Genomic DNA, 19,419 nt, shown 5'->3' on the forward strand with positions numbered 1-19,419 from the left:
ATAAAGCCTTAAATATTTCGATACTTAAAATAGCATAGCCTGTACTTTAGTGATTCGACAATAGCAAACCTGGCGAAAGCCAGGGACGCAAAGCTATGGGTCTTCCTGGATACACTCCTGATGATCGCCAAGCTACCGAAGCCTTAAGCTTTAAACACCTTTGTCGCCAGTTCACATGGCGACTTTAATTTTATACTGTTTTTATAATTTTTATTAAGATGATTTTGAAAGGAAGAACGTTCAATGCGTCAGTTAAGCATAAACAGGCTTAAGGAAGGGGATATTCTAGGGCGAACAATCTATGCCAATGATGGCCGTGTACTCCTGGGGAAAGGGATGGCTCTGACCAAATCCTATATAGACCGTTTAAAAACCCTTGGCATCAACATTCTCTATATTGACGATGAGGTAAGCAAGGATATCATCGTAGAGGATATTATCTCTGAAGAGCACCGGCGGGAGGCCATGGCGTCCCTGGATAATGCTGTGCAGGCTGTGAAAGTGGGAAAAGACTTTGACGGTTTTAATGTCAAAAGGAACATTGACAATATTATTCAGGATATCCTTTTCCAAAAGGATATCTTCATCGGGTTAACAGATATGAGAACTTACGATAATCAGATTTTTGCCCATTCCGTCAATGTTTGCGTTCTTTCCATCGTACTGGGTAAGGCCCTGGGCCTGGATCGGGAAAATCTTGAAGGGCTGGCCATCGGTGCCTTGTTCCATGATATTGGCACTGTGAAATTGCCCAAGAAGCTCCTAAGCAAGCGAGAACCCTTTACTCCCAAGGAAGCGGCTCTTTACCAAACTCACACCAATCACGGTTTCGATATCCTCCGGACAAAACGGGAGCTGAATTTGTTGAGTGCCCATATTGCCTTCCAGCACCATGAGCGTCTCAATGGCAACGGCTATCCTCGTAAGCTCGAGGGAGATGCCATTCACCAGTGGGCTCAGATTGTCGGCATTGCTAATTTCTATGATAATTTAGTGAATGACGGTCCAGGACATACCCGCATTCCGCCTTATGAGGCCTGCGAAATTCTTATGGGCAGTGCTGAGAAGTTTTTCCCTAAGGATCTCGTGATTACTTTTCTTAAGCATATTGCCGCGTATCCCACAGGCTGTACCGTAAAACTGAGTACCGGAGAAACAGGTATTGTCGTCGAGCAAAATAAGAGCCTGCCTATGCGCCCCATCATCAGGGTTTTAGTAGCCGATCAAACCCTCTCCCGTGTCCAAGCGAAAGAATACAATCTCGTCGAGGAACGGACCCTTTTTATCGAATCCATTCTGGAGTAATACTCCTCCGGTGTTTTAGCGTTACCGTTATCACATTGCCATGTCCTCTATCAGCATCTGTCCGAAAGAAACGACCGTTTCCCGGTGGAATACCGGGAAACGGTCTCATTTGCATTAAACCAGAGCAGGATAAAGAAAACTTGGACGGTTCCAGAATCTCTGCTTGGCCATGGCCTTGATAAATCTGCTTGCAAACTCCGGACCTGAATCCGTTACGATCCCCTCATCAGCCAATAAGCCCAGCGGTTTCAGTACAGCATCACCCTTTTGAATGATGCCGATGGGTTTGAAATGGTTGTAGATATCCGTTGTAAATTTCTGTGCTGTATACGTAAAATAGGGGGTGATATTGCCGCTTCCCACGATAAGTATCCCGTCATAGACAAGTGGGGAACCCGTTAAAAAGCTGTCATGGACTTCATAGGTTACCCCCTCGGTTCCACTGACCGTCCCCAAGGTATCGTGGACAATGACCACTCTTAATTTGGCGGCCGCCAAAGTTTCCAACACTTTGCTTACACCGGGGCCATCGAAGCCTTGAGCGAGGAAAACCGCGACGCGCAATGTATCCGGCACAAAAATCGTATTCTGCAGGCTAAGGGCCGGAGAGGACTTCGTCACCGGAGATTCCTCGACATCTGCCGGCACAGTTGTGCCTAATTCCTTGGAGACGCTCTTGGCCAATTCGGTGCTGATATGAGCAAGCACATTAACCCATTCCTGCCGGACAAAGGGTCCGCATTTGCCAAGTTCAAAGCAGTAAGCGCCGATAATCTGACGCTTTTCAACCTCACTCATACTATTCCAGAACATTTTTGCCTGAGAGTAATGATCCTTAAAGGAAGGAGCTGTTGATCTTACCTTATGTCCTTCTACGGTGTATGGATACGTGACAAACCCGCCTTGGGTGCCTGGTACCGTATACGGGCTATTATTCGCAAGCCCATTGCGATGATAAGCAACTTTTCCGCGATCAATAACCAGCCTCGAAGCGCCGTCACGCTGATTATTGGCAAATGGGCATACTGGACGATTGATCGGCAGTTGTTGATGATTGGGACCAAGCCGTGCCTGCTGGGCATCGGTATAGGAGAACAATCTCCCTTGCAGGAGCGGATCATTGGAAAAGTCAATCCCTCTCACAATATTCCCAGGGTGAAAGGCGCTTTGTTCGGTTTCAGCAAAAGCATTTTCCACATTGCGGTTAAGGATTATCTTGCCGATTCTGCGTAAAGGAATCTCTTCTTCCGGCCACAATTTCGTCGGATCTAACAGATCAAAATCATAGGCAAACTCATCTTCCTCTTTAATGACCTGAATAGCCATCTCATACTCCGGATAGTTGCCAATCTCTATATTTTCCCATAAGTCTCTGCGGTGAAAGTCAGCATCTGAACCAAGACGCTGGGCTTCATCCCAGATTAATGAATGGACGCCCAGCAAGGGCTTGATATGAAATTTAACAAAGTGGGATTTTCCATCCTTATTCACTAAACGGAAGGTATGTACCCCAAATCCCTCCATGGTTCTAAAGCTTTTGGGAAAGGCGCGATTCGAGGCAATCCATAAAGACATATGGGCAGTTTCTTTGTTGTTCGCCATAAAGTCCCAGAAGGTGTTGTGGTCTGTCTGACCTTGTGGATATTCATTGTCCGGCTCTGGTTTCACCGCATGGATTAAGTCAGGGAACTTAATCGCATCCTGAATAAAGAACACCGGCATGTTAATGGCAATCAAGTCGAAATTGCCCTCATCGGTATAAAACTTAATGGAAAAACCCCGGACATCCCGATTGGTCTCATTACAGCCTTTGGAGCCAACGACTTGTGAGAAGCGGACAAACAAGGGTGTTTTTTTATTGGGGTCCTGCAAAAAATCAGCCATCGTTAAATCTGCTAAGGATTCATAGGGCTGGAACTCTCCATGTGCCCCGTATCCTCTGGCATGGACGACACGTTCAGGAATACGTTCACGATCAAAGTGGGCTAGTTTTTCCCGGGAAAGAAAATCTTCAATAAGTGTTGGCCCGCGCTCGCCGGCCGTCAATGTGTTTTCATCATCAGAAATCGTGATTCCTTCATTCGATGTCATTTTCTTTCCTTCTGATTCGTGAATAAACGGCTCTAATTGCTCACGCTTTTTATTGGGCTTGTTATCCTTCAATCTGACTCACCTCATTTTCATATATGTAGGTTCTCGGAATTAAAATTCCGGCTTTCCTCGGTCTACGCGATTCGAAAATCATTATGCCCGCCCAGACGAGCTTATATGCAAGATCAAAGCAGATAGACACTGCCTACTACGCCAGCTTTCTACCGGCGTGTTTAGAAGTAAGAAGCTGAAGCAAAAAAGAGGCTTGAAACCCATTGTGCGGTTAAGCCTCTCTTTTATTGCCTTCTCAATTCAATAGAAATTCACCCGTATCTAAACTCCACACCTAAGGTCCCCAGAGGAAATTCCCATTTATCCAAAAGGGTTTTACCGCAAAGCACCCGGCAGGTGCCGCACTCCAGACACCCGGCGTAGTCAAATTGAATGTCGCCGCTGTCATTAATTTTATATAACCCTGCCGGACAGGCCAGAACCAATTTTTGATATTCCGCCCGATCGATATTCCCCTCTTTCATGACAATATGGGCGTTTTCTTCATCCACATGGAACTTATTGACCCCAAGCTTCTGATCGACATTGACCTGACTCATAGTGAACGCACCCCCTTCCAGCCGTCTTTGATAATGTTCAGCAATGCTATCTTGTTCACATGCTGCATGATGGTTTTTCTTAAGGGCTGGGCCGGTTCTCCCTTGACCACAAACATGTCTGTCAGCAGATCATCCGCCATTTTAGGATACTCATTGAAAATTCTCGGGGTTTCCTCCAGGAAGTGGGGGAAATCTTTATATCGTTTTAAATCCTGCATAACGAAGCTCTGCTCCAATAACCCCTGGTAGCAATGAAGGTATCCCTCGCTGAAATCCTGCGCTTCTTTGGCTTTAAGTACTGCTTTAGCCGCACATTCGGCCGATGCCACCGCAAAGTCCATCCCCCGTACCATATAGCCTAAATTGATGCAGAATCCGGCGGCATCGCCGACGACCAAAACTCCATTGCCTACAATCTTGGGGATCATGGCTAATCCGGCTTCAGGTACAAGATGACCGGAGTATTCAATCATCTTGCCATCCTTAATAAGCGGCTGGACAGCCGGATGCTGTTTAAAATCTTCCAACATCTGAGGTACGGTTTTGCTTCCTTTGATCACATCACTTAAGGTCGTGACTACTCCCAGGGAAATGCTCGATTTATTCGTATACAGGAATCCACCTCCCACACGCCCGTCAGAGGGATACCCGGCAAATAGCCAGGCCGTTCCTTCATTGCCATTGCAGTTAAAACGGTCTTCAATAACTTGGGGTGGCAATTCAATGATTTCTTTCGCTCCCACGGCCACATGGTGGGCTGCCAACTCTCCCCTAAATCCCAATTTCTGAGCCAGGAGCGAATTGACACCATCGGCGAGAATTGTGATATCGGCTTCCAGCTCATCCTCTCCTGCCACCACACCGCAGACTTTTCCTTCCCGAATAATTAGGTCATCGACCCGGATCCCCGGTATAATCTGTACACCGGCCTCCTCAGCCTTTTCAGCCAGCCACTGATCGAAGACCCCTCTCAAAACGGAATAAGAATCACTGCCCTGCACACCCAGCTTGGAAGAATAAAAATCCAAAGTAACATTGCTTTCATTGGTCATTAAGCTGATCTTTTCTCTGGTAATTCGGCGTTCGACAGGGGCTTCCCGGGCAAAATCCGGCATGATCTTCTCCAGGCTATGGCTATAGATCCGCCCGCCTGTCATATTCTTGCTCCCTGCATAATTGCCCCGTTCCACAAGGATGACTTCCAAGCCCTCCTTAGCCAGCAAATAAGCGGCTACTGTTCCGGCGATTCCGCCCCCGACGACTATTGCATCGAATTTATCCTCCGACATTGCTTACACCCCTTTGCATCTGACTTTCGTCACCGGTATCTCTCCGCAGATACTTTTCAATCCATCAGTGATGCCGCCAAGCAACATGAAAGTCTGGCATCAATAATCTCCTAGATATTATTTAAATAATCCCTTTGAGTTAAGATCTTTTTCCCGTATAACTCCTTAATCTGTTCTTCAGTTAATCCCAGTTCTGTGAGAATGTCTTCGTTATCCATGCCGATATTGGGGGCTCCCCTCCAGATCTGTGCCGGGTAGTTCTTGAATTTGGGGAAAATGTTGACTCCTTTTACAGACTCCCCATTGACTTTCTTCCATTCGGTAAACACTTCCCGGGCTACATACTGGGGGTCCTTAAGGCAATCGTTGTAATCCATAATTCTGGAACAAGGCACCCCATGGGCTAAGAAGGCTTTCTCGACCTCTTCTGCTGTATGGGACTGACAGAAAGCTTTAATCCTCTCCTCTAAAAGCTGTCCCTCAGGGGAAGAAAGGTAGAGCAGATTGGTGCCGGGCGGAATTTTTTCCGTACCGAACTCGATGCCCATAAAAGGCAGACCTCTTTTCAGCACTCCCGCACCCAAATAAAGCATATAGACTTCTTTTTCGTCCTGACAGCTATAGGTCCCATAGCCGGCAAAATAAGCACTATGACTGCCCTCTTTGACAAAAGGAATCCCCTGTTCCAGAAAATCCATGGGATAGCGGGACTGGGTGCGCATCAGGACTTCATATTGAGCCAAATCAATGCTTTCCCCCCGGCTTGTTTCCCTGCCTTTCATGACTGCCGCTACGGAAGTTCCGAAAGCGAACAAAGCGCTCATATAATCGGCAGTTAAAGGATTCGTGGGCATGGAAGGCATCCCTGGAAATCCATTCATCGCCATATAGCCGCCAAAGGCCTGGGCGATGGGATCATAACTGGGCCGGTTCATATAGTCCGGCAGCCCGGTTTGCCCGAAACCGGAAATCTTTACAATCACCAGGCGGGGATTTCGCTCCCAGAGCACTTCATCTCCCAGGCCCAGTTTCTCGTACTGCCCGCCCCTGGCTGCTGAAATAAAAACATCCGTATCTTCCATCAACTTCAGAAATATCTCTTTTCCTTCAGGGAGGGATATATCAATAGAAAGATTCCGCTGATTGCGGCGGTCCTGCTGCCAGGCGTTGCCGGTGGCTACACGGCTCATACAGGGAACCTTGGCATTTTCGATCCAAATGACATCTGCCCCATATTCGGCATAGAGCTCCGCCGCAAAAGGGCCGGCAATCGAAACGGTATTGTGCACGACTTTCACTCCGGATAACAGACCGAACTGAGGAATTTCTGCTCTTCTTACCATGATCATAACCTCACTTTATTATCGCTCTCTGATCAGCAATCCCTCCCGGCTGGGGGTTGGTTCCGGAAACCGGCGGCAGATCAGGATAACTGTTTTCCATGGGTTTCAATAAGATAGCTGTAGATTTCCCGGTATTTTTTTCTGAGCTTGAATTTCTGAATCTTGCCGGCACTATCCACGGGAAACTCATCGAGAAACTCCACATAGCGCGGCTTTTTATAGCTGGATAAATCCCTTTTGCAGTGTTCCTGGATGTCTGCCGCCGCAGCGGTGTATCCCGCCCTGAGTTTGACGACGGCCATGACGGCCTCCCCAAAGGCTTGGTCAGGCACCCCAATCACCGAGCAATCCAAAACCGCAGGGTGTTTGCGGATGACGGCTTCCACTTCCTGGGCGAAAACATTCTCCCCCCCGGTTTTTATCATGTCTTTTTTCCGATCCACCATATAGTAGAGGCCTTCCTCGTCCTGCCTCATCATATCCCCGGTACGTGTCCAGCCATCAGCGATGGTCTCATCCGTTAATTCCGATTGCTTATAGTAGCCTGAGAAAATAGCCGGTCCTTTGGCAATCCCTTCCCCCACCTCACCCAGAGGAACATCCTTTCCTGCCTCATCCACAATTCTCAGTTGGAAAAAGGGCATCGGCCTGCCTATGCTTTGGGTCTTCTCCGGGTGATGCAAGGCCATTTCCCTGGTGATCCGGTGAACGGTCCCCGCTCCTGTCTCGGTTTGCCCCCAGCCGTAATACACTTCACAGTTGGGAAAAGCCTCAGCCATCTTCTGGATAATGGCCGGAGAGGTACCCCCTGCGGAAGTGTGGACGACCTTGACTGAGCTTACATCATAATCTCTAAAAACCGGCGCATCGATTAAGCGTAGATAGGTGCTCGGCGGCAGCAACAGCATATAGGTTACCCGTTCCTGCTCAATCTGCCTCAGAATTTCTACCGGATCAAATCCGTCGCAAATAACAAATTGCGCGCCGGTAACCATAACGCAAAGCATCCAGGTTATCCCGCCCTGATGATGCAGAGGGGACTGGGTCAGCACTACCTCATCCGGGCTGGCTCCCATTTTATTGGAAGTCATAACCCCAATTGTCTGGAAGAGGTCAGCCTCGTGGGTGCGCATCACTCCTTTGGAACGCCCCGTGGTCCCCCCCGTGAACTGAATTCTGAATAAATCCCCACTGTCAACGGCAATATCCGGTTCACTGGTATCTTTATGCTCCAGCAGTTTTTCGAAAGAATATTCACCAGGAGCGGGTTCTCCCAGGCGGATAATATGCTTTACCGTCCTGAAGCTGCCCTTTACCTCACTTACCGGCCCATCATACAACCAGCTGTAGACGAAAACATCACATTCCACTGAATCCAGCAGACATTTAATTTCTCTGGCCACCAGCCGATGATTGAGGGGCACGGCAATGGCACCGATCTTAGCAATGGCAAAGAATAACTCGACAATTTCCATGGAGTTGGGAAAAAGATAGCCGATCTTATCCCCCTTGCCAATGCCGAGATCCAGGAATGCATGAGCCAAGGCGTTTACCCTGCCATTGAGTTCCTGATACGTTAAGCGCTTATCCTTGCAGACAAGGGCAATTTTGTCAGGGTATCTGGCTGAATTCAGGGTCAGAAAGTCCCCTACGGTCATCGGATTCATACATTGATTCTCCCTTCCGACAAGGTAGTGTTTACTACTTCATCTCCAATGCAGGATCTTACCTTTGCCGTTTAGCCGCCGGGGCCGGGTCCGCCCATCCCGCATAGGTCTGAACAAGGGAAGCATAGCGCCGGGCTTCTTCTCCCGCCACTTCCAGATCCGTGTCCATCCAGTTCCGGCGGCGAATAGCCACGAGCGCCCAGTCCTTGGCACTGCCCTTAATCCTGTTTCCTGCGCTTGGCTCTCCTTTAGCCCAGATCTCCCCTGAGGGAAGAGTAAGCTCCAGATAAAGAGGAGTTTCGGGCATTTCCAGGCCATTGATCCGATAGGCATTGGGTCTGGCCTGCCAGGATAAGAACAGGGTACTGGTAATCCGCTCCCGGACCACCGGCTCCAGCCCCAAAGCGTCATAGATATCCACAGAGTGAGCCCACAGCTCCATTAAGCGGGCCGATGCCAGGGATTTCGCCGACATCGGCAGCCCAGGGGCCCAAGGAATTCTGTCTTTGGGATTTTTATCATAAAAAGAGGCCGCCATCCGTGTGCGTTCTTCCCGCCACCAGCTTAATACTTCAGCTCCGCTCAGATGATGGAAGTTTGTCGCTCTGACATATTGATCCTGACCGGACTCAGCATCGGCCAGCTTCACCAGGTCTTCTGCTTCCCCCCTCATCAGCTTGTTGGCCGCATAATCAAAGAAAGCAATATGAATAATAGCATCTTTAATATTCCACATTTCTACGGGCAGGGGCTTCAGCCACTGTTCCTCACTTAAGTCAGACACTAAGGTATCCACCAGGGATTGTTCCGCTAATAAATCACTAAGAATTGACTTCATATACCTCTCCTCCTTGCTTCACCGAATTCTCTTAAATTTGACAGGCCGCTTTATAGCCGGCTTTGGTGGCATCAGCCATACGGGCGGGATTGCTGCAGTCCCCTACGGCATAGACTTCGGAGACCCTTCCCTTAAGAGCTTCCGCCAGCTCCATATTCTTCTCGAAGCCCAAAGTTACCGCCACTGTCTTGGCTTGATGGAATGCCTCCGAACCATCTTCATGAACGACCTTGACTCCTGCTCTGGTGATGGCCTTTACCTTAGTCAGCGTCTCCATGGTTACCCGGGGAGATTTCTTAAAGGCTGATACAATATGGAAACGGTCGCTGCCGCCCACATCATGGCCGATTTTCTTTTTTTCTTCGATGATCACAAGCTCCCGGCCATAGTGCATCATTTCTTTGGCCAGCTCACAGCCCGGCAGACCGCCGCCGATGATGGCAATTTTCTTGCCCAGGGGCCAGGGGAATTTGCCCATAAAGGTACGGGCCAAATCCGGGGTATAGAAAAATTTCAGAAAAACAGAGCCGCAGTTATACATAACCTTGTTGATGATTCCCGGCTTTTGAGGGGGATTGCCATTGAGCAATTCCAGGAAGTCATGGGATTTGACCACATTGCCGCCTTCCGCTCCTGGTACTTTCAGGTCAATCGGATGACCCCCGATGGCCACAATCACCGCATCAGGTTTTTCACGGGTTACCTGGGCAGGGGTAACGGCTGTATTAAGGTGTACTTTAACTTCCGGGTGTTTCTTGAGCAGGGTTTTATAATAAGTGTTTAAGCGGTCATAGATGGGGCTGAAGATGGCACTCATGACCAAACAGCCTCCCAAACGAGGTCCCCGTTCATAGATCGTCACCTTATGCCCTCTCCGGGCTGCAGTAACAGCTGCCGCCAGTCCTCCCGGTCCACTGCCGATGACCATGACCTTCTTGCTCTGCTTCGCTTGGGCCAGAGGTGTTTCCAGTTCTTCTCCCAGGCGGGGATTCACTCCGCAATAATTCAGAGGCTTGCCCTGACTGATAACGTCATCCAGGCAGCGGCAGCAACAGATGCATTTATTAATGTCCTCCGGTCTGCCTTCCATGACCTTTTTGGCAAATTCAGGGTCGGCAATATTGTATCTCAGGCCCGCGATCACATCGGCCTTATCTTTCGCCAGAATTTCTTCCATACTAAAAGGATCCGTATTTCTATAGGCGGTGGCCACAGGTATCTTGGCTACCTTTTTGATCTCCTCAGAGATCCAGGACCAATATCCTTCCGGCACATCCTTAATGGTTAAAGGTACGGAGGTTTCATGCCAGCCCGGTGCCAGGTTGTGCAAAACGGCACCTGCTTCTTCCAGGATCTTCACAATCTGCAAGGATTCTTCCATGGTTAAGCTGCCTTTGATAAAATCCACCGGGGACCAGCGGACGATCATGGGATAATCCTCCCCGCAGGCTTTTTTGATCTCTGCCATAACTTCAACCGTCAGCCTGCAGCGGTTTTCCAGGCTGCCGCCGTATTCATCCGTACGATCGTTGGTCGCCGGGGACATGAAGCGATTTAAAATGCCTCCTACCCCTGCCATAACCTCTACCCCGTCCCAGCCGGCTTTTTGCAGGATAACACAGCATTGGACGATATTTTCCTTGAAAATCCGGATATGCTCCTTTGTCATAGGTTTTGGACTATGCTTGGAGACAGACAAAGTGGAAGGCCCCCAATACTCTTCCTTTTCTTCCGGGGCGGGCTTCCAGTCATGCACGGCATATGGCTGGCCAACGATCAGCCCCCCATGCTTATGCACGACCTCAGCCATCTTGCTCAGATGGGGAAGATGTTCCTCCCCGTAGCCCAGAGGCAAAGGATGGAGATGATTCAACTGACTCTTAAGTCTGGGATAAAAGCAAACGGTTTGGCAGATCAAGGCCGTTCCGCCGGCAGCTCTTTCCTCCAGGTAATTATAAAATCTCAGCGTCGGTTGTCCTTCCTCATCGGTATAGTCATGTCCCGGGGACATGGATGTGGTGATCATGCGGTTTTTCAGAAGCATACTGCCTAATTTAACAGGAGAACTCAATAATGGAAATTGTGACATAAGCGTTCCCTCCTTATCCTATGGGATATTCTTGAGTGCATTAATGACTTCAAGGGGCTATTTAGAAGGTAAACCTCAATCGAGGCTATCCATGATTGAGGTTTACATCATGCTCAGGACCTTCATTTCAGTTCAGGGAGTGGGAATGGATATCAGCCTGCTTAGGTGTGAATCAGCTTTTTGCCCACCTTAACGGCTCCGAACAGCATAACGATGGCAATAGCCAGGGTCACAATATTCATCTGCCAGGCAAAGACAAAGCTTTGGGTGATATCGAAGATTCTGCCATAGATAATTGCAGCTGAAGCGGCCATTAACTGCTGTACCAAGGTTACATTGGCATAGATTTTCCCATAATCTTTTTCGCCAAAGATTCCTTTGACAATCAAAGGCAGCATAACGGTCAGCGAGGAGAAACAAATACCGAAAAAAACTAAACCGGCATAGAATATGCTGACATTGGAGCCGCCGGCCAGAATAATCAGGACCCCTGCAATCCCGCAGGACAGGGCAGCAACCATAGAGGGCAGGAAGCCTTTGCGGTCCGTTAGCCAGCCCCAGAAGATTTTGCCGCCCATATTGGCCAGGTTGAGAATGGTCATGGCATAAGCCCCAAAAGCAGTCGCCAGCCCGATTGAACTAGCATATCCCGGAATCTGGGTGTTCATGGAGGAATACAGAACCACCGCACAAGCTATGAACATAACCATATATAAAGCAGGGGATTTCAGGGAATCGGCGGCAGATACCCCTTTCAGAGATATAGCGGCTTTCGCCTGCCCCGTGGCTCCTTCTTCATAGCCGTAGGGTTTCAGACCGACATCGGCAGGTTTAAAGTTAACAAATAAGAGAATACCGGGAATGGCAATGACCCAGGCCGCGATGGACATGGCCAGGCGGGCGGTTCTCCAGCCATACTCCGTAATCAGCATGCCGGCAACGGGGTTGGCTATGGCTGAACCCAGGGTTCCGATGGCCAGGGCGATACCTAAAACCATACCGGTCTTTTTGTTGAACCAATTGCTGATGATGACCGGAAGGGTCAGGTACATAATGACGGAATAGCCCAGACCCATGAGAACACCGGAGATGTTCCAGGCCATGACGGTTTGGAACTGAGAGGCAGCACCGGTAGCGGCGCACACCAGAGTCATACTGATCAAGAGCAGCACTTTTGAATTGACTTTATAAAGAAGTCGGCTGGCTATGGGCTGAGTAAGAGCCATGGTTAACATATAGATGGTCAGATACCAGGAGGCATCGGTCCTGCTCCAGCCCATTTCCTGGGATACCGGAGTCAGATAAAGACCATTGGTATTCCCCAGCATTCCCAATGCGGCAAAGAACAGCAGGGCCAAAGATAGAAATACAAGCCACGGACGAGTCGATTGTTTACTCATGTCTTATCCCTTCCTTTTGAAAAATAGGTTAAATAAGTTCTGCAAAGAAATATATTTTCTTTCCCCATCTGCCTGATTCTCCTGGCACCTCTTTTCCTTGGATTTGGGGAAATAAATATCTGCATTAAGAAAATAGTGATAAGCTGTCCCGGCAGTTTGGCGGTTTATTTATAGTGCTTTAAAATGGCTCTTCCCGCGGCGTGAATCATGATTTCGTCCGTACCGCCGCCGATCCTGAAGACCCGGGCATCCAGCCATAACCTGGAGATACGGGCATCTTTGGTGTAACCGATTCCGCCCATGATTTGCAGGGCATCATCAATGACTTCATTGGCCGCTTGTGCACAATATAATTTGGCAATCGCCGAAGAGATTTGCACCGGCAGCCCGTTGTCCACTTCCCAGGCGCATTTGTAGACCATATTTTTCATATTCTCGATTTTGGCTTTCATAAAGGTGATTTTTTCCTGAATCAGCTGAAAGGAGCCAATGGTCTTGCCAAACTGCACCCGTTGGTTGGCGTAACGGACGGCATCTTCAAAAGCGCACTCCGCCATGCCCAGCACCGAGGCCGCCATCAACAAGCGTTCCATCTCAAAGTTGTACAAGACTTGCATAAAGCCGTTGCCTTCCACACCGACAAGATCCTTTTCTTCGACTTCCACATCTTCCAGGTAAACTTCACAAGTATCCTGCATATGCCAGCCGATCTTTTCCAGCTTTTCGATCTTAATGCCGGGAGCATTCATAGGCACCCACCACATGCTGAAGGCGTTGCGTTTGTCGGCATTGCCGGCCTCTTCCGAATTGCGGGCCAGGCAGAGCATATAGGGTGCCCGCAGCGCTCCGCTCATGAAAGTTTTGTGGCCGTTGATATAGACCTTGCCATTTCTGCGGGTATAGGTGGTGGCAGCGGCACTGCTGTCGGAACCGGCTTGAGGCTCTGTAAATCCCAGGACGAAGGCAACTCCGCCCCTTTGCACCACAGCCATGGTATCGGCGATTTGCTCCTCGGAACCAAAATGGAGCATATCGGCAATGGATAATGCCTGTCCGAACACAAAGTGAGGCCCGCCATTCTTGGTGATTTCTTCAGCGACCAGCATCATAGTCAGGTTATCCACCGGGGTGCCGCCGTGTTCTTCCGGAACCCCTAACATGCCGAAACCATTATCCATAAGGGCCTGAACAAACTTTGTGGGATGCTCGCCTTTTTCGTAGCATTCTTTCATATAGTCTTCGGTACAATCCCTGGCCATGACTTCCCTGAGGCTTTCCAGCAGTAATTCCTGTTCTTCTGTCAGTCTAAAATCCATTAACTTTCCCTCCGATAAGTTCTTTATATTTGACTTTGTCTAGTGCTCTGAGTACTAATGTTCCGCTTTAAACTTCTCAATTAAGGAAGGAAGAACCTTATAAAAATCCCCCACGATTCCGTAATCGGCCTGGCTGAAAATCGGTGCTGCCTTATCTTTATTGATGGCGACGATGACCTTGGCCTGGTTGACTCCCACCATATGCTGAACCTGACCGGAAATGCCCAAGGCCAGATAAAGATCGGGTTTGAGCATAGCACCGGATACACCGATATACCTCTCTTTGGGCAGCCAGTTCATTCCCTCGGCAATAGGACGGGAACAGCCCACTTCAGCTTCCAGCAGGCAGGCCAGTTCTTCAACCATTCCGAGGTCTTCCTGTTGAACAAGACCACGGCCTACACCCACCACCCGTTTAGCCGCATTCAGATTGACCTCTGCACTTGCTTTGCTCTTTTTCTCCAGGAGCTTGATTTTAACGGCAGGCTCCACGAATTCCACCTCGATGACTGTACCTTGACGGCCGGAATCTTCCGCAAGAGGAGTAAAAACGCCGGTGCCGATTGTAACGATCGCTGTCTGGGGCTGAATTCTTTCGGTACGGAAAGCCGCCCCGCCATAGACCATGTGCTGGATTTGAACCTTATCACCGTCCGTCAGGATTTCCACGGCATCAACCAGGGCAGATGTCCCCAGTCCCGCTGCCAAACGACCGGCAATCAGCTTTCCCCTTTTAGTCGGCTGAACAAACAGGGCATCCGGCTTTTCTTCTTGGAGCAGCTTCTGAATGGTCTCCACATAATCTTCCTTAAGGTTCTCCGGTCTGGGAACACCCAGCCGGTACACTTTATCCGCGCCCATCCGAATGGCTTGGTCAGCCTCTTCTTTTTCTCCCCAGAGAATTGCGGAGACTTCTTCTCCCAGCTGGCGTCCGCCCGCGCATAACTGACCTAAAGCCGCTTGTTTTTCTGCCAGTACCCAAACTTTTTTTAAAATGTTCATCTCTTTCACCATCCTTAAAGAAGTTCTTTGTGAATATGCGCAAACAAGTGTTGTATAACTTCTTCCGATTCGCCTTCCCAAAGGACTTTCTTGCGCTCCGCTTGTTCCGGTGCCAGGGTGCTTACCACTTCAGTAGGAATATCCATTTCAGTCATGCCGATAGCCGTGAGATCCCAAGCTGTGGTCGGCTTCTTCCCGGCGGCCAGGATATTTTTCATGCTGGGAATCCGGGGCAGATTAATATCCGTGGTTACCGAGATCACCGCAGGCAAAGGAATCTCCAGCACTTCAATCTCGGTCTCCAGGGTGCGCTCGGCGATCAATCGCTCTCCATCCACGGTCATCTTGCTGATCCCATTGATGGTCGCTGCCTTGAGCATTTGACCCAGCTGGGCTCCCACCTGTTGGGCGTATAAATCCGAAGACCCTTCACCGCAGATAATCAAGTCAACTTTACCTATTTTGCGGATGGCAGCTGCTAGGGTTTGGGCGGTCGTATAGCTGTCTGCATTCCCTAAACTCTCGTCAATGACCAAATAAAGCTCCTCAGGGCCTCTGGAAAGAATCCCCTTCTTGAGCTTAGAGTTGTCCAACTCCTTGCCGCCAACGCTTAAGGCCATAACTTTGCCGCCTGTAGCTTCGGCAATTGCCACCCCGGCTTCCACGGCATTCAGATCATATTGCCCGATTTTCCATTCCGCCCGGTTGAAAGACAGGCTGCGGTCCTTTTCCACTACAATATCCTGTTCTTCCGGAACAATTTTGTAACAGGTAATAATGTTCATGACTTCCCACCTCATTCTCTTTGTGTTAAAGCGTTTTAGCACATAAAGGCCTATTTTTTCTTAATAACACCTTTGTCATAGAAAGCTTTGATCTCATTTTCGCTATAGCCAAACTCACTCAGCACATCCTCATTGTCCATACCGTAGGTATGCCCGCTGCGGAAGATTTGGCTTGGGTTGTTCCTGAACCTGGGAATGGGGGCCACCCCTTTGATCCTGCGGCCGCCGATCTCGTCATACCATTCCGTTATGGTCTCCCTGGCTTTGTACTGAGGGTTATCCAGCATTTTGTCATAAGTCATGACAATACTGCAGGGGATTTGATTTTCGTTCATGATGCGATCCACTTCTTCGGCAGTATGGGTCCGGCAAAACTCAACAGCAGCTTTCACGAATTTTTCAGCACGGGGTCCATCCTCTTTGAAGATCACTGTATGAGGCTCTTGAAAATCCGGGTCACCGTCGAGGCCCCAAAGTTTTTCAACTCTCCTTAAGACTGCGCCTCCCCCTAAGGCCAGCATGACGTAATTGCCATCTTGGCATTTCTGGACGTTTTCCAGAGCAGATTTCAGATCTTTATTGCCCATGCGGGGCGGTTGTTTGCCGGAATTGACTCCTTCCAGGAGAAAATTCCCTTGAATACGGACCAGGCACTCATACTGGGCAACATCAACACTTTCTCCTACCCCGGTTTGCTGGGTCCGGTAGAGGGCCGCCAAGGTGGCCCAAGTGGTATTTAAGGCCGTCACATAATCCCCGGTAAAGGGCTTTGGTGCATAAGGCGGGGCCGGTTCCGGTTCTCCATTAATGGCCATGTAACCGCTGAAGGCCTGCCCGATAGGGTCAAAGGATCCCCGTTTGATGTAATCCGGATCACCTGTCAGTCCAAAACCTGAAACATGGGTGATGACCAGTTTGGGATTGATCCCCCAGAGAAATTCGTCCGTCAGCCCCCACTTGGCCCAAGTACCTCCTTTGGAGGATTCGATCAGGATATCGCACCATTGGACAAGTTTGACTAATATTTCCCGGCCTTCGGGAGACTGAATATCCAAGGCCATGGTTCTCTCGTTTCTATGCTCACTCGACCAAACGTCTCCAAACATACGAAACATATCGGGAACAGCCGTATTCTCCAGGTAAATAACTTCAGCACCCTGTTCTGCAAAAAGTGCCCCGGCAAAAGGGCCTGCAATTGCCGACCCGGATGTAATGACCTTCAACCCCTGCAGGTTCCCGAACTTTGGAATCTCAGACTTTTTCATGCTGCTCTTTCTCCTTTCGTGCGCACGTTGTGCGCTTCATATAAATTTCTTAGAAATCATCGCTCCTGCGATGCGATGTAAGGCAACCGACTCACCTCATGCGAAAGCCTCTGGGGGACAATAGCATGTCGGTAAAGTCAGGATTAGGCAGCACCTGCTGTCAAGTAGCCTGGCGAGTCAGGCCATATAGGGTAAAGCCTGTGGGCTGCTTCCGGGTCTGCGGCTGTGAAACGCTGCCGGACTAAACTCTGGTATCAATGGGTATTCCCAATATTGAGAGGATTGGGTATAAGCAGGCCCCTTGACGCACCTGCGGTAAGCAGGGCAACGACCAACCGGATACCTACGTATGGAGACACTATATGAAGCGTCAAACGTGACCTGCCTAAGTGCCGTCCTCGGCATACGGCAGAGAGCCCTAAGAGTAGCCCAACGGCCTTCTGTAATGGAAGGCACATGGTGAAGGGGGGCAGTATTCCAAGTTCCAATTCTGAAAGGAGTTGCTTTGAATGGAGCAATCAAAACTTGTGCAACGATTGGAAGGTTATCGCCGTCGCAACACTACCAACCCTGGCTATGTCAACGAGGACCTTTACCGGTTGTTCTACAGCAGAGACCTGTACATCATCGCCTACAATTCCGTCAAGTCCAACGACGGCGCGGAAACCTCCGGCGCTGACGGCACCTCCCTGCATGGCTTCTGCGAGGAATGGATAACCCAACTTATCACCTCCATGCGCGATGAGTCCTACCAGCCTCAGCCTAACAGAACAACGATGATACCCAAAAAGAGTGGTAAACTACGTAAACTCAGCTTCCCCAACGGAAAGGATAAACTCGTTCAGGAGGCCATCCGTATTATCCTGGAGTGCATCTACGAGCCAACTTTCTCGAACCTTTCTCACGGCTTCCGGCCCAAACGCTCGACTCAAAGCGCTATCGCCGAGGTCCAGACGTGGAGGGGGACCATCTGGTTCATTGAAGGGGACATTTCCGCCTGCTTTGATGACATCGACCACCGCACACTGGAAACGATACTTCGGGAACGGATCAGGGATGAGCGGTTCATCCGACTGGTCAATAAGGTACTCAAGGCCGGCTACTTCGACATGCAGCACCTCTACCAGAAAACCAAAACCGGAAATGCTCAGGGGTCCTGCTGCAGTCCCCTACTCTGCAATATCTATCTCGATAAGCTGGATAGATTTATGGAAAACGTGATGGAGCAAGACACCATGGGAGGCTACCGCAGGCAGAACCCTGACTATGCCAAGGCTCGTTACCTTTACAAAAAGGCTCTCAAGAGCGGCAGCGACCCGCAAACGGTTCAACACCTTAAGCGGACCATGGAACACCTCCCGACGACGGACCGATACGACCCCAACTTCCGCAGAGTGAACTATGTGCGCTATGCCGATGACTTCCTGATTGGGGTGATTGCTTCCAAGAAGTATGCCCTCGACTTGAAACTGAACCTCAAGGAGTTCCTGCAAAACGAACTCTCCTTAAGGCTAAGCGACGAGAAAACTAAAATCACTCATGCCGCCGATAAGCACGTGTCTTTTCTCGGCTACATCCTCCGCAAGGGCTCTGTCAAACACAGCAAATTCCAAAACCACCCTTTTGACTCAACCCTCCGGGTTTACATGAATACGGAGGGTATTCTGAACAAGCTGCGGGAAAACGGAATGTGTACTTCTAAGGGTTATCCCATGGGTATCACCCGCCTCCTTAGAGAACCTCCCCAAGACATCATCCACTACGGCAACCAGATACTTCGTGGTCTCCTCACTCAGCAACGCGGCTGCTTCAACTTCTATCGCGGGTGGCGCATCCAATATATCGTCCAATTTTCTATAGCTAAAACTCTGGCGCGCAAATTTGACATCAGCCTCAAGAAAGTGTTTGCCCGCTACGGCAAGGCTCTTAACATCCATTACCAAAACGCCAAAGGTAAAGCCTGCTCAATTCGTCTGGCACTCTACACATCGTTTGCAAGGCACAAAGACTTCTTCACCAAAATCAAGCTGGATAGTAAAGCGTTTCTGTTCCTGCCCCTCTACAGCTTGAAAGACCCGTTGGCCCGTGTTTGCTACATCTGCGGCAATCCGCAGTCTCATGTCAGCATGTATCACAGGAAAACGAAGAAGAAGCTCCCCAAGCCCTATTCACCGATGGTCACTCTCATGCTGGCCATCAACCGACGTCAGATACCCTTATGCCAGTCTTGCTTTACCAGCGTCGAAACCGACAGGTTTCAGCTCAATCAGTTAAAACGACGATGACTCATTTGGAATATGGAGAGCCGTATGCGGTGAAAGTCGCTCGTACGGTTCGGGAAGGGGCGGGTTACTTTGCTAATCCGCCTATTTCATAATCTGTCATGCACTGGTAGCTTCCATATCTATACAAAGCAAG

General features: G+C 49.5%; 14 protein-coding genes and 1 riboswitch. Of the genes, 2 read left to right on the forward strand and 12 right to left on the reverse strand.

Annotation, left to right across the window (positions count from 1 at the left end; translation table 11 throughout):
• Window positions 1-52: 52 nt before the first annotated feature.
• Window positions 53-140: riboswitch (cyclic di-GMP riboswitch) on the forward strand.
• 103 nt (window positions 141-243) lie between these two features.
• Window positions 244-1,305 (forward strand): HD-GYP domain-containing protein, encoded by a 1,062-nt coding sequence (locus DESLBE_RS11540; protein ID WP_011461739.1) that lies wholly within the window; start codon window positions 244-246, stop codon window positions 1,303-1,305.
• A 114-nt stretch (window positions 1,306-1,419) separates the two neighbouring features.
• Here the strand turns inward: DESLBE_RS11540 and DESLBE_RS11545 are convergent, their stop codons facing one another.
• The 12 genes from DESLBE_RS11545 to DESLBE_RS11600 all read right to left on the reverse strand — a co-directional run bounded on the left by DESLBE_RS11545 (window position 1,420) and on the right by DESLBE_RS11600 (window position 17,001).
• A complete protein-coding gene (locus DESLBE_RS11545) occupies window positions 1,420-3,396 on the reverse strand; it encodes a catalase (RefSeq protein WP_243131293.1) in 1,977 nt (658 codons plus the stop codon).
• Window positions 3,397-3,719: 323 nt separating this feature from the next.
• On the reverse strand, window positions 3,720-4,007 hold the full coding sequence (locus DESLBE_RS11550; RefSeq protein ID WP_011461741.1) for a 4Fe-4S dicluster domain-containing protein: 288 nt from the start codon (window positions 4,005-4,007) through the stop codon (window positions 3,720-3,722).
• On the reverse strand, window positions 4,004-5,296 hold the full coding sequence (locus DESLBE_RS11555) for an FAD-dependent oxidoreductase (RefSeq protein ID WP_144676893.1): 1,293 nt from the start codon (window positions 5,294-5,296) through the stop codon (window positions 4,004-4,006). The genes DESLBE_RS11550 and DESLBE_RS11555 overlap by 4 nt, the downstream gene beginning before the upstream one ends.
• Before the next feature lie 110 nt (window positions 5,297-5,406).
• Window positions 5,407-6,645 (reverse strand): L-carnitine CoA-transferase, encoded by a 1,239-nt coding sequence (caiB, locus tag DESLBE_RS11560; protein ID WP_172625421.1) that lies wholly within the window; start codon window positions 6,643-6,645, stop codon window positions 5,407-5,409.
• Window positions 6,646-6,719: 74 nt separating this feature from the next.
• Window positions 6,720-8,306, reverse strand: a complete 1,587-nt coding sequence (locus DESLBE_RS11565) for a class I adenylate-forming enzyme family protein (RefSeq protein ID WP_144676897.1) — start codon at window positions 8,304-8,306, stop codon at window positions 6,720-6,722.
• 58 nt (window positions 8,307-8,364) lie between these two features.
• Window positions 8,365-9,144 (reverse strand): TIGR03084 family metal-binding protein, encoded by a 780-nt coding sequence (locus DESLBE_RS11570; RefSeq protein ID WP_144676899.1) that lies wholly within the window; start codon window positions 9,142-9,144, stop codon window positions 8,365-8,367.
• 31 nt (window positions 9,145-9,175) lie between these two features.
• Window positions 9,176-11,233 carry an FAD-dependent oxidoreductase gene (locus tag DESLBE_RS11575; protein WP_144676901.1) on the reverse strand — a complete coding sequence of 686 codons (2,058 nt, stop codon included), beginning with the start codon at window positions 11,231-11,233 and terminating at the stop codon, window positions 9,176-9,178.
• A 161-nt stretch (window positions 11,234-11,394) separates the two neighbouring features.
• Entirely contained in the window at window positions 11,395-12,633 is a 1,239-nt protein-coding gene (locus DESLBE_RS11580) for an MFS transporter (protein ID WP_144676903.1), read from the reverse strand.
• 164 nt (window positions 12,634-12,797) lie between these two features.
• Window positions 12,798-13,949 (reverse strand): acyl-CoA dehydrogenase, encoded by a 1,152-nt coding sequence (locus DESLBE_RS11585; RefSeq protein ID WP_015943152.1) that lies wholly within the window; start codon window positions 13,947-13,949, stop codon window positions 12,798-12,800.
• 54 nt (window positions 13,950-14,003) lie between these two features.
• On the reverse strand, window positions 14,004-14,951 hold the full coding sequence (locus tag DESLBE_RS11590; RefSeq protein ID WP_011461747.1) for an FAD-binding protein: 948 nt from the start codon (window positions 14,949-14,951) through the stop codon (window positions 14,004-14,006).
• A gap of 14 nt (window positions 14,952-14,965) precedes the next feature.
• Window positions 14,966-15,736, reverse strand: a complete 771-nt coding sequence (locus DESLBE_RS11595) for an electron transfer flavoprotein (RefSeq protein WP_011461748.1) — start codon at window positions 15,734-15,736, stop codon at window positions 14,966-14,968.
• Between the two features lie 50 nt (window positions 15,737-15,786).
• Entirely contained in the window at window positions 15,787-17,001 is a 1,215-nt protein-coding gene (locus DESLBE_RS11600; RefSeq protein WP_005813458.1) for a CoA transferase, read from the reverse strand.
• Window positions 17,002-17,510: 509 nt separating this feature from the next.
• Between DESLBE_RS11600 and DESLBE_RS11605 the strand changes: the two genes are divergently transcribed.
• Window positions 17,511-19,286 (forward strand): reverse transcriptase/maturase family protein, encoded by a 1,776-nt coding sequence (locus tag DESLBE_RS11605; RefSeq protein ID WP_144676905.1) that lies wholly within the window; start codon window positions 17,511-17,513, stop codon window positions 19,284-19,286.
• Window positions 19,287-19,419: the final 133 nt, after the last annotated feature.

Source organism: Desulfitobacterium sp. LBE, from assembly GCF_007830365.1.
Classification (GTDB): Bacteria; Bacillota; Desulfitobacteriia; order Desulfitobacteriales; family Desulfitobacteriaceae; genus Desulfitobacterium; species Desulfitobacterium hafniense.

Excerpts from the sequence above, each read along its gene's own strand:
- DESLBE_RS11570 (WP_144676899.1), bottom strand. The coding sequence starts at position 9,144 with ATGAAGTCAATTCTTAGTGATTTATTAGCGGAACAATCCCTGGTGGAT.
- DESLBE_RS11550 (WP_011461741.1), bottom strand. The coding sequence starts at position 4,007 with ATGAGTCAGGTCAATGTCGATCAGAAGCTTGGGGTCAATAAGTTCCAT.
- DESLBE_RS11555 (WP_144676893.1), bottom strand. The coding sequence starts at position 5,296 with ATGTCGGAGGATAAATTCGATGCAATAGTCGTCGGGGGCGGAATCGCC.
- DESLBE_RS11585 (WP_015943152.1), bottom strand. The coding sequence starts at position 13,949 with ATGGATTTTAGACTGACAGAAGAACAGGAATTACTGCTGGAAAGCCTC.
- DESLBE_RS11575 (WP_144676901.1), bottom strand. The coding sequence starts at position 11,233 with ATGTCACAATTTCCATTATTGAGTTCTCCTGTTAAATTAGGCAGTATG.
- caiB (WP_172625421.1), bottom strand. The coding sequence starts at position 6,645 with ATGATCATGGTAAGAAGAGCAGAAATTCCTCAGTTCGGTCTGTTATCC.
- DESLBE_RS11545 (WP_243131293.1), bottom strand. The coding sequence starts at position 3,396 with ATGACATCGAATGAAGGAATCACGATTTCTGATGATGAAAACACATTG.
- DESLBE_RS11540 (WP_011461739.1), top strand. The coding sequence starts at position 244 with ATGCGTCAGTTAAGCATAAACAGGCTTAAGGAAGGGGATATTCTAGGG.
- DESLBE_RS11595 (WP_011461748.1), bottom strand. The coding sequence starts at position 15,736 with ATGAACATTATTACCTGTTACAAAATTGTTCCGGAAGAACAGGATATT.
- DESLBE_RS11605 (WP_144676905.1), top strand. The coding sequence starts at position 17,511 with ATGGAGCAATCAAAACTTGTGCAACGATTGGAAGGTTATCGCCGTCGC.
- DESLBE_RS11580 (WP_144676903.1), bottom strand. The coding sequence starts at position 12,633 with ATGAGTAAACAATCGACTCGTCCGTGGCTTGTATTTCTATCTTTGGCC.
- DESLBE_RS11565 (WP_144676897.1), bottom strand. The coding sequence starts at position 8,306 with ATGAATCCGATGACCGTAGGGGACTTTCTGACCCTGAATTCAGCCAGA.
- DESLBE_RS11590 (WP_011461747.1), bottom strand. The coding sequence starts at position 14,951 with ATGAACATTTTAAAAAAAGTTTGGGTACTGGCAGAAAAACAAGCGGCT.
- DESLBE_RS11600 (WP_005813458.1), bottom strand. The coding sequence starts at position 17,001 with ATGAAAAAGTCTGAGATTCCAAAGTTCGGGAACCTGCAGGGGTTGAAG.